The organism is Amycolatopsis sp. A1MSW2902 (assembly GCF_017312175.1).
In the GTDB taxonomy this organism is placed as follows: Bacteria; Actinomycetota; Actinomycetes; order Mycobacteriales; family Pseudonocardiaceae; genus Amycolatopsis; species Amycolatopsis nivea.
In genome coordinates, this window is record NZ_QJPO01000001.1 from 3,366,048 (window position 1) to 3,381,693 (window position 15,646).

Genomic DNA, 15,646 nt, shown 5'->3' on the forward strand with positions numbered 1-15,646 from the left:
CGGGAGTCAGAGGTCGAGTTCGCGGTGCCGTTCGGTCACCGTGCGGGCGAGTTCGACCAGCTTGACGTTGAGGTCCTGGGACGTGCGGCGCAGGATGTCGAACGCCGCGTCGGCGGTGACCCCGCGCCGGTTCATCAGGATGCCCTTGGCCTGCCCGATGAGGTCGCGGCTGTCGACGGCGCGCTTGAGGTGGACCTCCTTGAGCGCGGCCGCGGTGTGCGCGGACGATCCGGAAAGGGCGAGCGAGGCGTGCGAAGCCAGGATGAGCGCGCTGTCGACGGCGTCGTCGTCGAACGCTCCCGGCTCGCGGCTGTAGAGGTTGATCGCGCCGGGCGGCAGGTCGGACTTGGCGTCCGGCAGCAGCGTCGTGGCCAGCAGCGAGCCGAACCCGAGCCGTCCGGCGCGCACGCCGAATTCAGGAAAGGCGTCCGACTCGGGAAGGTTGTTGGTCAAGGCGTGTCCCGGCCGTTCGTGCCGGGCGGCCTCGAGGCACGGGCCCTCGCCGGTCTGGTACTGGATCCGGTCCAGCTCCTCGGCGGTCGGGTCGGTGCAGACCGGGGTGTGGAACCCGCCGTCGGACGACCGCAGGGTGATGCTGGCCAGATCGGCTTGCGGGACGATCCGCAGCGCGGCGGACACCACGCGCTCCATCGCCTCGTGCAGGGAGTCCGCGTCGAGCAGGAGCTGCGCGAGCGTGCCGAATTGCCGGGAGAGCGGGCCTTCGAGGGCCACGCCGCTGCGGGCCCAGCCGTCGACGGCCGGTTCCGCGCAGAACGCGACCCGGTCGGCTTCCCAGCCCTGATCGGTCTGCGTGTCGGTGTCCGTCACCCCGGCCTCCTTGTGCGCCGCCCGCCACCGGGCCGCACCGACGGACTTTACCGGGCCGCGAAACCGGACCGGGGGTCTGGAGGAAGAGGCGGACACAAAGCGGCGGCCGGAACCGCGGTCCCGGCCGCCGATCGGTGCCGCGGGTCAGTCTTTCACGCCTTTGGCGGCGTCCTTGACCTTTTCTCCCGCTTGCTTGAGCGCGCCCTTGGCCTGTTCGGCCTTCCCCTCGGCCTGCCACTGCTCGTTCCCGGTGGCGTTGCCGAGCGCTTCCTTGGCCTTGCCCTTGAGCTCCTCGGCCTTGTGTCCGGCGGTGTCGCTCATCGTCGATGCCTCTCTTCGTGTCCGGGGATTCCCCGGCTACCCGCTGAAGACAGTGCGCAAACCGGCCGCGCGGTCAGCGAGGCGCCTTCGCGGCGGCGATGTACTGATTGGCTTCCGGCAGAAAGGAAAGGACCACGCCGAGCACGGCCAGGGCGGTGCTGACGTAGCCGATGACCGTGCTCTGCCCGGCCAGCAGGGAGATCACCTGGAGCGCGGTGAGCACGGTGAGCACGATCCTCGCCCAGTTGCGGCCCGCGCGGAGTTTGAACGCAAACAGCAGGCGCAGCAACGCGATCACGACCGCGATCACGACCCCGGCGACGATCCCGATCGTGACCGCCTGGTCGATCTGGGCGTCGGTGAGACGCGCGGCGTTCTGCCCGTTCGCTCTTCGCATCGCGTCGGCCAGCGCGTCATGCGCGAAAAACAGGAACACGGCTCCGGCCAATCCGACGAGCGTCGCGGCGACGAACGCCCAGAAAGCGCCCGTGATCACCGCGGGGCGCGGCAGGGCTTCGGCGGGAGTTCCGGCGGAAGGGGACGGGTAAGCAGGCATGTCAGTCATGAAAAAACGGTGGCACAGCACACGAAACCCCGCACGGCAAGCGCGGAACCGGGCCGGGAAAACTGCGCGGCGGGCGACTTCGCGCGCCATTCCCGGGATTCCGGTTTGCCGCCTCCGCTCCGCGGGTATCCAGTTCCGGAGAACTGCCGGGAAATCGCCGCGGAATTCGCGGGCAGCGCCGAAAGATTGGCACGACGTCGCGCGGGTACCTGTCCCCGGACAGGCGCAGTACGGCCGAGAGGAGGTCAAGCGATGAGTGTGGACGAGTTCCGGCCCAGCCGCTTGCCCGCGCGCGCCGCGTCGCCGGAGGGCGCGATCCCGCGACTGGACCTGATGCTGACGCAGGATTCCACGACGTTGCGCGGGATCCGGGACCAGGCAGCGGCGTTCGTGCGCGGCCACCGCCCGCACACTGACGCGGACGCGGTGGCGGACGTGCGCCTCGTGCTCGACGAGATGGCCTGCAACGCGATGCGGCACGCCCGTCCTCCGTGCACTGTGGCCCTGTCCTTGCCCGGAGACCGGCTCCTGATCGAGGTGTCCGATTCGCTTCCGGTCCTCGCTCGCTACCGGGAGGGGTACGAGGGCGGAGGACGCGGACTGGCGCTGATCAATGCGATCGCTGTGCGCTGGGGCCAGACGCCTCGGGAAGGCGGGAAGACCGTCTGGGCCGAACTGGCCCTCTGATCCGCTATGTTGCGGCAGTGGACATCCAAGTGGTGGAGGGGGCGCTGCTCGAGGCGCCGACCCGTGCGGTCACGGGAATGGACCGGCGGGCGTTCGGGGAGTTCGTGGGACCGCGGGGAGAATTGGCTTCGTACGCGCTCGGCTGGACGACCGGCGCGGACCCGCACGTCGCGCGGTTGTCGGTCGGGATCGGCGCGGGCAACCCCGGCGGCGGGACCTTTCACGCGGTCATCTTCGACAACGCGGACGGGCACGCCTTCTCGCTGACCGACGACCCGTTCGAACGCGTTCCGGAAGGCGGTCCGGACCTGACGGCGGACCAGGCGCGCGCTCACCCGGACCTGCCGTTCGTCTGGGCGGTCGCCGATCTGGTCGTGGAGCGCGACCGGCGGGCGTGGTGGCTGCTGCACTGGCTGCTCGGAACGCCCTGCGTCCAGACCGCCGAGGTTTTCGAGCGCCAGGAGCCGATTCTGCACGTCCGGCACGTCGCTGCCGACGGCGTCTGGCTTCTCTCCGGCGCTTCCGAGCCCGACCACGGCACGGCGAAGGTCGGCCATCTGCACCACGCCATCGACGAAGACCAGAGCCTGCTCGACGTCCTCGACCTGGAACCCGGGAGCAGCGCGTTCCGCGCGGACGCCGGATCCCCTTGGCGCGGCAGGGGTTAACCGCGCGAAAGTTCGTGAGGGGAACCCTCAGGGACGGTGATTCCCTGAGGGTTCCCCTCACGTACCGCGTCAGGCGCGGGCGAGATACTCCGCCGCTGCCCGCAGGCTCACGTAGGAGCCGCTGAACGTGTCGATCCGCGGCGCGGCACCGGCTTCCGGCCCCGGCACTCCGGTCTCGACCCGGGTGTAGTCCACAGTGGACAAACCGGCCAGGAACTCCCGCACCGCCGGGTGCCGGTGCGCTTCCCGGGTCACCACCACGACGCTGTCGACCGACGAGGCTTCGGCCACCACCGTCGCGACGTCGTCCGGGGACACCGAAAGCGTCCGGGTTCCCGGAACCAATTCCGCCAGATGCGCGCCCAGCCCCCACGGCATCGGCCCGGCGGCGATGCCCGGTTCGGTCTGCACGTCCACCACGAGCGACCGGCCGGCCAACCGCGGCGTGCCGGTGATCCGCAAGGCGGCCCGCGCGGCGGACAGGCCGAGCGAGTAGTCCACCGGCTGCACCGCGGCGGGAGCGGGGGAGGAGCCCAGCGAAGCGGTCCGGGCCGCGGCATCGGCCAAGCGCGCCAAGGAAAGCCGCCCCTCGGTCACCGCCGCGACGATCGCTTCCGCAGTCCGGTCCAGCGTCTCCGCGTCGAACGCGGCCCCGCCGAGGCACAGCGCGTCCGCGCCGCCCAGGAGAGCCCGGACCGAAGCCTCGCCGATCCCGTCGTGCCGCCCGTACGCCCCGGAGATGGCGCCCATCTCCAACGCGTCGGTGATGACCGCACCGGTGAACCCCAGTTCGCCGCGCAGCACGTCGACGAGCGCGGTCCGGTTGAACGTCGCCGGTTCCTCGCCCCATTCGCGCACGACGAGGTGCCCGGACATGACCGTCCGGACGCCCGCCTCGATCGCCGCGGCGAACGGAACCAGTTCCACCTCCCGAAGCTCGGCGGCGGTTCGCGGCAGCACCGGCAGCGAGAGGTGCGAATCCTCGGTCGCCGCACCGTGTCCGGGGAAGTGCTTCGCGCACGCGGCGACCCCGTACTTCTGCATGCCGGTCACGAACGCCGCGACGTGCGGCGAGGCGGCCGCCGGGTCCGAGCCGAACGCCCGCACGCCGATGCCCGGATCCTCCGCCGCGAGCGTGAGATCCGCGCACGGCGCGAGGTTGACCGTGACCCCGCACGCGGCGAGCCGCTCGCCGAGAGCGGCCGCGACGGACGCGGTCAGCTCCGGATCCCCGGCCGCGCCGAGTGCGAGCGGGCCGGGCACGAACGAGCCCTTGCCGACGTCGAGGCGGGTGACGTCGCCGCCCTCCTCGTCGATCCCGACGACCACGCCGTCCCGCTCGGACCGCAGCGCCGAGGTGAGCGCGGCGACCTGTTCGTCGTCGACCACGTTGCGGCCGAACAGGATCACGCCGCCGAGCCCCTCGGCGAGCCGGCGGCGCACCCAGTCCGGCGCCGTGGTCCCGGCGAATCCGGGCAGCAGAACGGCTTCGGCCAGCCGGCGGGTTTCGGACAGGTCAGCCACCGTCATCCCTTCACCGCGCCGGCGGTCATGCCGGACACGAGTTTCCGTTGCACAATCAGGAAGAAGATCACCGCCGGGATCGCGTAGATCACCGACGCGGCCATGACGCCGCCCCAGTCGATCGAGAACGCCGTCTTGAACGACGACAGCCACACCGGCAGCGTCTGCTTCGACTGGTCGCGCATGAACACCAGGGCGAACAGGAATTCGTTCCACGCGGTGATGAAGCTGAACACCGACGTGGTGACCAGTCCCGGCCCGAGCAGCGGCAGCGTGACCCGGCGGAACGCGCCGACCCGGCTGCAGCCGTCGATCATCGCGGCCTCTTCGAGGTCGTACGGGATGCCGTTGACGAACCCGTAGAGCATCCACACGGTGAACGGCAGCGACGTCGCGAAGTACACCAGCAGCAGCGACGGCAGCGTGTTCAGCAGCCCGATGTCGCGCATCAGCAGGTACATCGGGATGAACAGCGCCGAGAGCGGGGCCAGCTGCGCCACCAGGATCAGCAGCAGGAACCCCTTGCGGCCGCGGAAGCGGAAGCGCGCCAGCGGGATCGCCGCGAGCACGCCCACCACCAGCGCGGCCAGCACCGCGCCGAGCGTCACGATCAGGCTGTTGCTCAGGTACGTGACGAACCCGGGCTTGGTCAGCGCCGAAGCGAAGTTCGACAGTGTCGCCGAAGTCGGGATCAGGTCGTACTTCGGCGACAGCACGTCGCCCGGCGTCTTCAGCGACGTCGTGAACATCCAGTACGTCGGGAAGAGGAACAGCAGCGCCACGAGGATGCCGGCGGCCGACACCAGCACCCGGGCGGGCAGGGACTTCCTCATGCGATCTCCCCGTCCTTGGTCCGGACCAGCAGCTGCACGTACCGGCCGGTGACCAGCAGGAGCAGCACCAGCATGATGGTGGCGATGGCCGCGGCGGAGCCGAAGTGGCTGCCCGCGATGCCCTTGAGGTACTGCAGGATCGCCAGCGTCGTGCTCGCGCCGTCCGGGCCGCCCTGGCGGATGGCCCACACCTGGGCGAACATGTTGAAGTCCCACAGCATCGACAGGAACGTGACCATCGTCAGGATCGGCCGGATCGCGGGCCAGCTGACCGCGCGGAACGTCTGCCACGGCCCGGCCCCGTCGATGCCCGCCGCCTCGTACTGCTCGCGCGGCACGCCGATGAGGCCCGCGTAGAGCGTGAACGCGACGAACGGCACGGCCTGCCACAGCACCAGCAGCCCGATCACCACGAGCGTGCTCGTGCCGGTGGAGAACCACGAGTACCCGATGAACGAATGGAAGCCCAGCCGGTCCAGCGTCTTGTTGAGGATGCCGTACTGCTGGTCGAAGATCCACTGGAACACCGTGGTGGTGGCGATGACCGGCACCGCCCACGCGAGCACCAGCGAAACCTGCACGAAGATCCGCAGCACCGGGTTGAGGTGGCGCATCAGCACCGCGATCAGCAGCGCCACGAGCAGGGTCCCGGCGACGAGCGCGCCGGTGAAGAGGATCGTGCGGAGCGCGACTGCCCAGAACTCGGGGTCGGACAGCACGTCGGTGTAGTTCTTGAAGCCGATCCACACCATCTTGCCGGTCACCAGCTCGCGCAGGTCGAGCTGGCGCAGGCTGATGCCGAGCATCTGGACGGTGGGCCAGCCGAGCAGCACCAGCACGGCCGCGAGCGCGGGAAGGATCAGCAGGTACGGCATGAGCCGTTCGCTGAACCAGCCGCTTCCCCGCTTCCGCGCCGCCCCGACGTGCGCCGATGCCGGCGGGGTCGCCCCCGCCGGCATCGGCTTGTCCTTCGTCGCGGTCATCCGCCGATGATCTTGTCGAGGGCCGTGTTCGCGTCGGCCGCCGCCTGGTCGAGAGTCTTCTTCCCGGTCAGGTACGCGGTCAGCATGTCCTTCAGCGGGTTCTGGCCGGATTCGACCTCGCCCCACTTCGGGCTGGCCGGCATCGCGCGGCCGTTCTTCGACGCCTTCGCCATCACCGCGCCCAGCGGGTCCTTGTCCAGGGCGCTGACGTCGGAGGAGGTGCCCGGCACGTAGCCGCCGGCGGCGAGCTGCGTCATGTACTTGGTGCTGGTCAGCAGCTTCAGGTAGTCCTTGGCGAGGTCCTGGTGCTTGCTGTTGAGCGGGACGACCAGGTTCGAGCCGCCGAGGAACACCGGGGCGGTCTGGCCAGCGGTCTTCGACGGGATCGGGAACGCGCCGGTCTTGGCGGTGATGCCCGGGTCGGTCTTCGCGGCGGTCGCCACCTCGTTCGGGGTGCCGATGAACATGGCGACCTTGCCCGCGCCGTAGATGCCCGCCTGCTGCGGCGTGGCCTCGTCGTTGTCCTTGGGCGCGGTGGTGCCCGAGGAGTCCACGAGCTTCTTGTAGAACTCGAGGCCCGCCTTGGCTTCCGGCGTGTTGAGCGACGACTTGAACGACTTGCCCTCGGCCTTGGCGATGTCGCCGCCGTTGTCCCAGATGAACGACGACAGCGCGTACCAGTTCTGGCCCGGCATGTAGAGCGGCTGGAACTGCGGGTCGCTGCCGAACTTCGTCTTCAGCTTGGCGATGTCGGCGAGCCATTCGTCGTTCGAGGCGGGCGGCTGGGCGATGCCGGCCTGCTCGAACATGTCCTTGCGGTACATGACGACGCGGTTGGCGGCGTAGAACGGCACGCCGACGGTTTTGCCGTCGTACTGGCCGGACGCCTTGAGCCCGGCGAGCCACTGCCCGCCGTTGAGGTTGTTGACGTCGCCGGAGAGGTCGGCCAGCACGCCCTGCGCGGCGAACGCGGGCGTCTGGGTGTTGCCGACCTCGATGACGTCCGGCGGGGTGTCGCTCGCCAGCGCGGTGGTCAGCTTCTGCTGGATGCCGTTCCACTGCTGGATCTGGTAGTCGACCTTGACGCCGGGGTGGGCGGCTTCGAATTCCTTGTTCAGGGCGGCGGTCAGGCTGTCCGGCGCGGAGCCTGTCATGAGCCAGACCGTCAGCTTGCCGTCCTGCGCGCCCCCAGCGCTCGAGGCGTTCTCACTCCCGCCCGAACCGGCACAGCCGGCCGTGGCGAGCGTGATGGCGGCGGCTCCCGCCGCCAGCATGAGCCAGCGCTTCACGTGTCTCGTCCTTTCGGTGCCCGGTCGTCGGCGACCGGGGCTGAATGACAAATGGTGTAGACCAATGTCCTGCAGGGTGGTCCGGACCACAGCCGGTGTCAAGCCGGTTGCCAAGATGTTGCGAAGACATCCGCCTGGTTGACGCTGTGTGTCCGGGCGATTACCGACGCTGGCGCGAAAAGTGCTGGTAGAACGCGATTTCCGCAGTGCGGGCAAGGGTTTCCGGCGCGGGGGACTTGTTCGTGAACGGCTCGCCGGGCCGGGCGTGTCGCGCGCCGCGGGCGGGTCTCGGACAGTTCCGGGCGAACGACCTTCGGCCCTTGCGCGACGACAAGACTTCGGATCCGGGGCGGCCGCTGTCCGGTCCGGGCGGTCCAGCCTCTCCGGCGCGGCCGAGCGTGATCACCCGCTGCTACGAGTGCCGGAATCGCCGCCGACAGTGACCCGGGGTGGGTGAGTTTCATTCCGGCGCGGGCCGGGCGCACCCCCGGTGACCTCGGAAAACCTCTTGTGTACCACGCGTCACATCACTCCCAGTGGTTTACAGGCGTCCCGCGTGTCACACACACTGGGGCTCGCCCAGGTGATCCGGTGCCGCTCTTGGGGAAGAGAGGCGGACGGCCGGAGCGCTCCCAGGGCGGGAAAAGAAGAGGGAGTAGAGGATGACGGGCTCCGGGCGGATAGCGGCTCGGGCGGGTGCGGTCGTCGCGGCGGCAGCGGTGGCTGCCGCCGGTGCGCTGGGGCTGCTGCACGCGCCCCAGGCGGTGGCAGCGCCTGCCGAGGTGCCGGGCATGGACGTGTCCGGGCACCAGGGCAATGTGGACTGGAAAGCGGCCTGGAACGCGGGCGCGCGCTTCGCGTACGTCAAGGCGACCGAGGGCACCGGGTATCGCAACCCGTACTTCGCGCAGCAGTACAACGGTTCTTACGACGTCGGGATGATCCGCGGCGCGTACCACTTCGCGCGTCCGGACGTGTCCGACGGCGCGACCCAGGCGGACTATTTCGTCGCGCACGGCGGCGGCTGGTCCGCGGACGGCCGCACCATGCCGCCGATGCTGGACATCGAATACAACCCCTACGGCTCGACCTGCTTCGGCCTGTCCAAGCCGGCGATGGTGTCGTGGGTGAAGTCGTTCTCCGAGCGGCTGCACGCGAAAACGTCGCGCTGGCCGATGCTCTACACCACGACCGACTGGTGGAAGACCTGCACCGGGAACTCGGCGGCGTTCGGCGACACGCATCCGCTGTTCATCGCCCGGTACGCGCAAAGCGCGGGCCCGCTGCCCTCGGGCTGGCGCTACTACACGATCTGGCAGTACTCCGACTCCGGCAACAAGCCCGGCGACCAGGACTCGTTCAACGGGTCGATGGAGCAGCTGATCAAGCTCGCTGGCGGCGAAGCCCCGAAGAGCGAGGCCCCGGTGCCGCCGAAGCCGAGCACCTCGACGAAGCCGCCGACGTCGGCCAAGCCGACGACGAGCGCGCCGCCGACGTCCTCGGCGACCAAGACTCCGACGAAGACGCCGACCAGTTCGGCCACCACGTCGCCTTCGCCGAGCACCACGACGAAGGCGAGCCCGACGACGTCCAGCAGCCCGACGTCCTCGGCGACGAAGCCACCCGCGTCCACCTCGTCGACCGCGGCGAAGAAGGACATCAGCGGTCTCGTCTGGGCGGGCGGCAAGCAGGCGAACCCGCCGGGGTCGCTCTCGGACGCCAAGCACGCCGACTCGCTCACCGCCCGCGTCCACGAGGTCGCGAAGGTGACGCCGAAGGCTTCGGCTCCGCAGAAGGTCACGACGAGCCAGCCGACGCAGACCTCCGCGCCGGAAGCCAGCCAGCCGAAGCAGCAGGCGCTCGCGAAGACCGGGGTGAGCACGCCGCGGCTCGCGGTGTTCGGTGCGGCGTTGCTGGTGTTCGGGGCGATCCTGATGACGTTGTCCCGGATGGTGGCGCGACGCTGATTCCGGCCGGGTCCGCACTCCGCGCACGGAGCGCGGGCCCGGCCGTTAGGCTTCGCGGCGTGACCACCACTCGACCCGCATCGCGCGGTTTCCCCGGCGCGGTGCTCGCCATCCGCTTCCTGACCGAACTGGCGCTGCTCGCCGGTCTCGCGGTCGCCGGCGCGCGGCTGGGCGGGAACGTGTTCCTGAACATCCTGTCCGCGGTGCTGTGGCCTGCGCTGGCGGCGGCGATCTGGGGGCTCGTGATCGCGCCGAAGGCGAAGCGGCGCAGTCCGGAGCCGACCCGGTTCTTCCTGGAGGTCGCGCTGTTCGCGGCCGCGGCGCTCGGGCTGATCGCGTCCGGGCTGCTGGTCGCGGGGATCGTGCTCGGCGTCGCCGGGATCGCGGTCGCGGTGGCCGTGCGGGTGTGGGCGAAAGACGGCTGAGCGGATTTCCCGAGCGGGGACCGGTCCCGGCCGCGGATCAGTACGGTGCGCGCATGGAACTTCGCACTGCTGCCCGGACGGTGTTCGCGCCGGTCGCGCTCCTCGCCGCACTGACCGCGTGCTCTGGCAGCCCCGCCCCGGCCCCCGCGCCCGCGCCGTCGTCTTCTTCCGCCGCGCCGGTCAAGGAACAGGTGCCGGATCGCCAGCCGCACACGCTCGTGCTGAACGCGACCGGTTCCGGTTCCCTGAAACAGATCACCTACACCTTGGACGGCGTCACCAAGGAAACCGGGCAGGTGAAGATGCCGTGGCGGCAGTCGCTCACCGTGCCCGCCGACGGGAAACCGCACCAGTGGACGCTGGAGATCACCTATTCCGGCGCGAGCGGCCAGGTGGACATGTACTCCGTCGTGGACGGCAAGGAATCCGTGCACACCGCGAGCGGCGGGCACGGGAACGTCACCGGGTCGGCCTCGATCGGCGGCTCCGTGGAGGGCTGAGCGCTCAGGACGGGCCGGAGTCGTGGTTCCACCAGTCGATCATCGCGAACGGCTCGGTGCCGCGGTGCGCGACCGCGAGGATCCCCGACTGGTCGTCCGTCCACTTGAGATAGCGCTCGCCGCTGGGCCGGAGGGTCGCGCAGGCGAGGCGTCCGGTGCGGCCGCCGCGCGCGTACGGGCGGTCGGCGGCGAAATCGGGCGGCTGGTCGGTGCACGCCTTTTCGGTGGTCTGGGTGCTGTTGAAGACCTGGTTCATCGTGGCGGCGTCGGGCAGTTGGTAGTAGACGACCAGTCCGGCGCCGCTGGTCTGTCCACAAGCGACAGCGGCGTCCGCTTGCACCGCGCCGAGGTCCTGCCAGCGCTGGTCCGCGGACGGGCGCACGCAGTTGATCCGCGAGGCGGGCGGGATCCGGTGCAGCAGCGCGTTTTCGGCCGGGGTCGGGAACGCGGGGGAGGACTCGCGGTTGACCTGCGCGACGATCCGGCTCAGCGGCGCGAGATGCCATTGCGTCCACCAGCCGCCGGTGCCTTCCGGGCTCGGGCCGGCGACGTGGCCGAGGACGTGGAAGGAGTCGAGGCTCCAGTCGATCGCGACGGTGCCTTCCCGGCCGGGACGGCAGAGCACCTGGCCGAGGTCGACGCTCAGCCAGTCGAAACGAGTGGTGCTCGGCGACGCGCCCGGGCAAGGTTTCCCGCTCGGCGCCTTCGCGGCGGTGACGAGACCGTCGAAGCTGGCGCGCAGCGTCCGGGTGTCGGGGAAACGGTAGTAGGACACGTCGCGGGCGCCGGTCCCGCGTGGTGTGCAGGTGATTCCGGCGATGGCTCCGGGGTAGTTGCCGAGATCCGCTGGTGCCGCGCGGTGGCATTTGTTCCCGGCGGCGATCTCGGTGAGGGCGGTTTCGTCCGGGGTCGGGAATGCCCGCGCCCCGGTCCAGCCGACCCAGGCTGCGCGCAGAGCGGCGTCGTCGTTCGCCGAAGCTGTGGCGGTGGTGACCGCGCGAGCGGCGTCGTCCTTCCAGACCACCATGGACTGTCCGCCTCCGGCATGGCAGAACACGCGGCCGCGGGCGGGACCAGTTGCCGGGTAACGATGTTCGGCCCCCGAAGCGACGGCGCAGTCTCCTTGCCCGGCCGTCTCGCCGGCGCGGGACAGCAAGGCGGAGTAGGCGTCGGAGGCTTGTTTCTGGTCGGCGTACAGCGCGGTCGTCGCGGCGCGGCCGGACGGGTCGTGACAGGTGACGGTCGCGGTCGCGCCTGAGACGGGCGTGTCCGCGGTCGCGCAGTCGGTCCGCAAAGCGGCGGGCATCCGGGCGAGCGTGGCGTCGTCCACCCCGGACAGGGCACCGGTGGTCAGCGAGGCGACGAGCAGCCCGGCCGCGGCGACCGCCGGGACTCCCGCGCGCAGCAGCCACCGGCGCCGCCGGTCCCAGCGTTCGGCGGCGACCAGGTCCTCGACCAGCGCGGTGCAGGTCGGATGCCGGGCGGCCGGATCGGTGCTGAGCGACCGGCGGAGGGCGCGCACGCCGGGGTGGCCGAGTTCGGCGTGGTGGCCCGGGGGAGCGCCGGCCAGGCATTCGCAGAGCACGCAGGCGAGCGAGTACACGTCGGCCGCTGGTCCGGCCGGTTTGCCCTGGCGTTGTTCGGGCGCGGCGTAGCCGACCGTGCCGAGGAACGCGCCGGTCGCGGTGAGCTGCGTGAGGTCTAGCTGGCGGGCGATGCCGAAGTCGCACAGGTACGCGTGGCCGTCGGCGTCGAGCAGGATGTTGCCGGGTTTGACGTCCCGGTGCACGAGCCGCCGGTCGTGCGCCGCGTCGAGGGCGGCGGCGATCTCGCGGCCGATGCCGAGAGTCTCCTTGAAGGACAGCGGACCCCGGTCGGCGAGCGTCCGCGCGAGGTTCGTGCCCCGCACGTACTCCATCGCGAGGTAGCCGAGGTAGCCGTCTTCGGTGAACCCGGCGTCCAGCACCGGGACGATGTTCGGGTGCTCGAGCTCGAGCGCGATCCGGGTTTCGCGCTCGAACCGGGTGCGGAATCCAGGCACGGCCATGAACTCCGGCCCGACGACCTTGAGCGCCACCGCGCGCCCGTCCGTCGTGTCGGCCGCCTCGAAGACCTCGCTCATCCGGGTGCGCGCGAGCTGGCGGACGAGCCGGTACCGGGGCAGCCGGCCGGTGATGTCCGGCCGGTCGAGCGTCGGTGCTTCGGTCTCGTCCACGCGCCCCTCCCCGGGTGGTGCCGGAGAGCCTACCGAGGGCCGCCGCCGGTCCTGCTTGCGCGCGCCGCGCCGGTGGATGAGACTCCCGCTATGCCGAGCCCGTTCAGCGCCGAAACGGCGGAAGCGATCCAGCACGCCCGCCAGCATTCCGTCGGGGATCTCCTGCGGCGCACCGCGTTGCGCCTGCCGGACAAGCTCGCGATCGTCTCCGGCGAGCGCCGCGCGACCTACCGCGAGTTCGACGCGGCGGTCAACCGCTGCGCGCACCGGCTCGCCGAGCGCGGCCTCGCGAAGGGCGACCGGCTCGCGTTGCTCAGCCGCAACTGCTGGGAGTACGCGGTGCTCGTGTTCGCCACGGCCAAACTGGGCGTGGTGCTGGTGCCGGTGAACTTCATGCTCGGCGCGGAGGAGGTCGCGTTCATCCTCGGCCACGCCGGGGTGTCCGGGCTGATCGCCGAGGACGCCTTGCTCGACACCGCCGCGGAGGCGTTGAAGCGCTCCGGCCGCACCGACGCGCTGCGGGCCCGGATCGGCGGCAGCGGCGGCGAATGGGAGAGCGTCGCGGACTGGATCGACGAGCCCGGCGACGAAACCGCGCCCGCGGTGCTGGTGGCGGACGACGACCCGCTGCGGCTGATGTACACCTCAGGCACCGAATCGCGGCCGAAGGGCGTGCTGCTGTCGAGCCGTTCGCTGATCGCCCAATATGTGTCGTGCGCGATCGACGGCAGCATGACCGGCGACGACATCGAGGTGCATTCGCTGCCGCTCTACCACTGCGCGCAGCTGGACTGCTTCCTGTCGGTCGACGTCTACCTCGGCGCGACGAGCGTGATCCTGCCCGGCCCGGACCCGGCGGCGCTGCTGGCCGCGGTGGAACGGGAACGCGCGACGAAGCTGTTCGCGCCGCCGACGGTGTGGATCTCGCTGCTGCGCCACCCGGCGTTCGACACGACCGACCTGTCGAGCCTGCGGAAGGGCTACTACGGCGCGTCGCCGATGCCCGCCGAGGTGCTGCGCGAACTCGCGCGCCGCCTGCCGGACGTGCAGCTGTGGAACTTCTACGGCCAGACCGAAATGGCTCCGCTCGCCACGATTCTGCGCCCGCACGAACAACTCGCGAAAGCCGGTTCGGCGGGCCGGGCGTCCATCAACGTCGAAACCCGGATCGTCGGCGAGGACGGCCGCGAACTGCCGCCCGGCGAGGTCGGCGAGATCGTGCACCGCAGTCCGCACGCGACACTCGGCTACTACGAGGACGAGGAGAAAACCGCGGCGGCCTTCGAGGGCGGCTGGTTCCACTCGGGCGACCTCGGCGTGCTGGACGAAGAGGGCTATCTCTCGGTGGTGGACCGGAAGAAGGACATGATCAAGACCGGCGGCGAGAACGTCGCGAGCCGCGAGGTCGAGGAAGCGCTGTACCTGCTCGACGGGATCGCGGAGGTCGCGGTGTTCGGCGTCGCGCACCCGCACTGGATCGAAGCGGTCACCGCGGCGATTGTGCCGCGCGAGGGCGCCACGCTCACCGAGGACGAGGTGCTCGCGCACGCCCGGCAGCACCTGGCGGGGTACAAGTGCCCGAAGTACGTGGTGTTCGTGGACGCGCTGCCGAAGAACCCGAGCGGGAAGATCGTGAAGCGCGCGCTGCGGGAAGGGCACGCGGACCTCGCGCAGGCGTGACGCTCGGTGCGAAAATGAGCTGTGCGGCGGGCTTCCGGCAGGAAGACTGGGCCGATGATCCGTCTCGTCGAACCGCCGCGTCTCGTCTTGCCCACGACTGCGGTGCGGACGTCGTACCTCGTCGGCGAGCAGGCTGACTGCTTGCTCGAAAGCCGCCCCACCGAATGGCTGGACGAGGCGAGCGACGACTTCGCCGGGTTCGTCGCCGCCCGGCGCGGGGTGCGGCAGCGGTGGGGAGTGCCGTCCACGATCTTCTGGTACGTCTCCGGCGAGTACTACCTGGGCACCTTGGTGGTCCGGCACGAACTCACCGCCGAACTCGCCGAAGCGGGCGGGCACATCGGATATCACGTGGTGTCCCCGTGGCGGCGGCAGGGCCATGCCACGCGGATGCTGGCCGCCGGGCTCGCGGAATGCCGGGGCCTCGGCCTCGACCGCGTCCTGCTGACCTGCGCCGAGGACAACGAACCCTCGCGACGGGTGATCCTCTCGAACGGCGGCGTGCCAGATGGTCGGAAGCGGGGCGAGGATCGGTTCTGGATCGACCTCGAGGGTGCCGCGCAGCTGACCGGCGAGGTCAGTCGCTGAGGTAACGGCGGGTGACCGCGGTGTTGTAGCGGGTCAGCAGGCTGGCGAAGGTGTCGAGTTCGCCGGGTGTCCGGTCGCTCGGCGGTTGCGCGATTGCGTTGGGCCGGTCGTCCGGCGAGGTCAGTCGGCGAGGTAGCGGCGGGTGACGGCGCTGTTGTAGCGGGTCAGCAGTTCGGCGAACGTGTCGAGTTCGCCGGGCGTCCAGTCGCCCAGCAGTTCCCCGACGGTGGATCGCCGCCGGGCCCGGGTGCGGTGCATGAGGTCGCGGCCGTGGTCGGTCGGGGTGATGACGCAGCGTCTGCGGTCGTCGCTGGCGGGGTTGCGTTCGGCCAGATCCTTGCGGAGCAGGGCCGAGACCTGCCGTCCGGCGGTGGACGGGTCGAGGCCCAGCGCGCCGGCCAGGGTGCCGATGTCGGCGGGGCCCAGGTCGTCGAGCGTGCGCAGGATCAGGTACTCGGCCTGGTCCAGCTCGGCGTAGACGTCGGTGCGGCGGCGCAGCATCTCGAAATTGCGCACCAGCACCGCGGTGGCGCGTTCCAGCACGTCGAGCGGTTCGGGGGGCTGGTCCATGGC

Annotated in this window: 16 protein-coding genes; 7 read left to right on the forward strand and 9 right to left on the reverse strand. The window is 70.7% G+C overall.

Annotation, left to right across the window (positions count from 1 at the left end; all coding sequences use genetic code 11):
• Window positions 1–6 precede the first annotated feature (6 nt).
• From DMP23_RS15450 to DMP23_RS15460, 3 genes are all read right to left on the reverse strand, one after another.
• Window positions 7–828 carry a GAF and ANTAR domain-containing protein gene (locus tag DMP23_RS15450; protein ID WP_337821439.1) on the reverse strand — a complete coding sequence of 274 codons (822 nt, stop codon included), beginning with the start codon at window positions 826–828 and terminating at the stop codon, window positions 7–9.
• Window positions 829–972: 144 nt separating this feature from the next.
• Window positions 973–1,149, reverse strand: a complete 177-nt coding sequence (locus tag DMP23_RS15455) for a CsbD family protein (protein WP_043834367.1) — start codon at window positions 1,147–1,149, stop codon at window positions 973–975.
• Between the two features lie 73 nt (window positions 1,150–1,222).
• A complete protein-coding gene (locus DMP23_RS15460; RefSeq protein ID WP_337821440.1) occupies window positions 1,223–1,714 on the reverse strand; it encodes a hypothetical protein in 492 nt (163 codons plus the stop codon).
• A gap of 252 nt (window positions 1,715–1,966) precedes the next feature.
• Between DMP23_RS15460 and DMP23_RS15465 the strand changes: the two genes are divergently transcribed.
• Together DMP23_RS15465 and DMP23_RS15470 are read left to right on the forward strand one after the other, a co-directional pair.
• Entirely contained in the window at window positions 1,967–2,401 is a 435-nt protein-coding gene (locus tag DMP23_RS15465) for an ATP-binding protein (RefSeq protein ID WP_337821441.1), read from the forward strand.
• 17 nt (window positions 2,402–2,418) lie between these two features.
• The gene (locus tag DMP23_RS15470) at window positions 2,419–3,069 is read left to right on the forward strand and encodes a hypothetical protein (protein ID WP_337821442.1); all 651 of its coding nucleotides are present in this window, start codon (window positions 2,419–2,421) and stop codon (window positions 3,067–3,069) included.
• A gap of 69 nt (window positions 3,070–3,138) precedes the next feature.
• Here DMP23_RS15470 and DMP23_RS15475 read toward each other — a convergent pair whose 3' ends face one another.
• Genes DMP23_RS15475 through DMP23_RS15490 form a run of 4 tightly spaced genes read right to left on the reverse strand, consistent with a single transcriptional unit; the run spans window position 3,139 to window position 7,698 of the window.
• Window positions 3,139–4,599, reverse strand: coding sequence for a glycoside hydrolase family 3 protein (locus tag DMP23_RS15475; RefSeq protein ID WP_337821443.1), 1,461 nt, complete (start codon window positions 4,597–4,599; stop codon window positions 3,139–3,141).
• Complete coding sequence (locus tag DMP23_RS15480; RefSeq protein ID WP_337821444.1) at window positions 4,596–5,426, reverse strand: carbohydrate ABC transporter permease; 831 nt, start codon at window positions 5,424–5,426, stop codon at window positions 4,596–4,598. Before DMP23_RS15480 ends, DMP23_RS15475 begins: the two co-directional genes overlap by 4 nt.
• A complete protein-coding gene (locus tag DMP23_RS15485) occupies window positions 5,423–6,409 on the reverse strand; it encodes a carbohydrate ABC transporter permease (RefSeq protein WP_037805758.1) in 987 nt (328 codons plus the stop codon). The genes DMP23_RS15480 and DMP23_RS15485 overlap by 4 nt, the downstream gene beginning before the upstream one ends.
• Window positions 6,406–7,698 carry a sugar ABC transporter substrate-binding protein gene (locus tag DMP23_RS15490; protein ID WP_337821445.1) on the reverse strand — a complete coding sequence of 431 codons (1,293 nt, stop codon included), beginning with the start codon at window positions 7,696–7,698 and terminating at the stop codon, window positions 6,406–6,408. The genes DMP23_RS15485 and DMP23_RS15490 overlap by 4 nt, the downstream gene beginning before the upstream one ends.
• 662 nt (window positions 7,699–8,360) lie before the next feature.
• Between DMP23_RS15490 and DMP23_RS48050 the strand changes: the two genes are divergently transcribed.
• The 3 genes from DMP23_RS48050 to DMP23_RS15505 are packed head-to-tail and all read left to right on the forward strand — an operon-like array spanning window position 8,361 to window position 10,590.
• A complete protein-coding gene (locus DMP23_RS48050; RefSeq protein WP_443111269.1) occupies window positions 8,361–9,665 on the forward strand; it encodes a lysozyme in 1,305 nt (434 codons plus the stop codon).
• A gap of 59 nt (window positions 9,666–9,724) precedes the next feature.
• Complete coding sequence (locus tag DMP23_RS15500) at window positions 9,725–10,090, forward strand: YrdB family protein (RefSeq protein ID WP_238605922.1); 366 nt, start codon at window positions 9,725–9,727, stop codon at window positions 10,088–10,090.
• Between the two features lie 53 nt (window positions 10,091–10,143).
• The gene (locus tag DMP23_RS15505) at window positions 10,144–10,590 is read left to right on the forward strand and encodes a hypothetical protein (RefSeq protein ID WP_238605923.1); all 447 of its coding nucleotides are present in this window, start codon (window positions 10,144–10,146) and stop codon (window positions 10,588–10,590) included.
• Between the two features lie 4 nt (window positions 10,591–10,594).
• Here DMP23_RS15505 and DMP23_RS15510 read toward each other — a convergent pair whose 3' ends face one another.
• Window positions 10,595–12,805: a serine/threonine-protein kinase gene (locus DMP23_RS15510; protein WP_337821446.1), complete on the reverse strand. Its 2,211-nt coding sequence runs from the start codon at window positions 12,803–12,805 to the stop codon at window positions 10,595–10,597.
• A 90-nt stretch (window positions 12,806–12,895) separates the two neighbouring features.
• On the opposite strand from DMP23_RS15510, the gene DMP23_RS15515 reads away from it, so the two are divergent.
• Together DMP23_RS15515 and DMP23_RS15520 are read left to right on the forward strand one after the other, a co-directional pair.
• Window positions 12,896–14,485 carry an acyl-CoA synthetase gene (locus tag DMP23_RS15515; RefSeq protein ID WP_337821447.1) on the forward strand — a complete coding sequence of 530 codons (1,590 nt, stop codon included), beginning with the start codon at window positions 12,896–12,898 and terminating at the stop codon, window positions 14,483–14,485.
• Between the two features lie 54 nt (window positions 14,486–14,539).
• Window positions 14,540–15,073, forward strand: a complete 534-nt coding sequence (locus DMP23_RS15520; RefSeq protein ID WP_337821448.1) for a GNAT family N-acetyltransferase — start codon at window positions 14,540–14,542, stop codon at window positions 15,071–15,073.
• Between the two features lie 120 nt (window positions 15,074–15,193).
• Here the strand turns inward: DMP23_RS15520 and DMP23_RS15525 are convergent, their stop codons facing one another.
• A complete protein-coding gene (locus tag DMP23_RS15525; RefSeq protein WP_337821449.1) occupies window positions 15,194–15,643 on the reverse strand; it encodes a MarR family winged helix-turn-helix transcriptional regulator in 450 nt (149 codons plus the stop codon).
• Window positions 15,644–15,646: the final 3 nt, after the last annotated feature.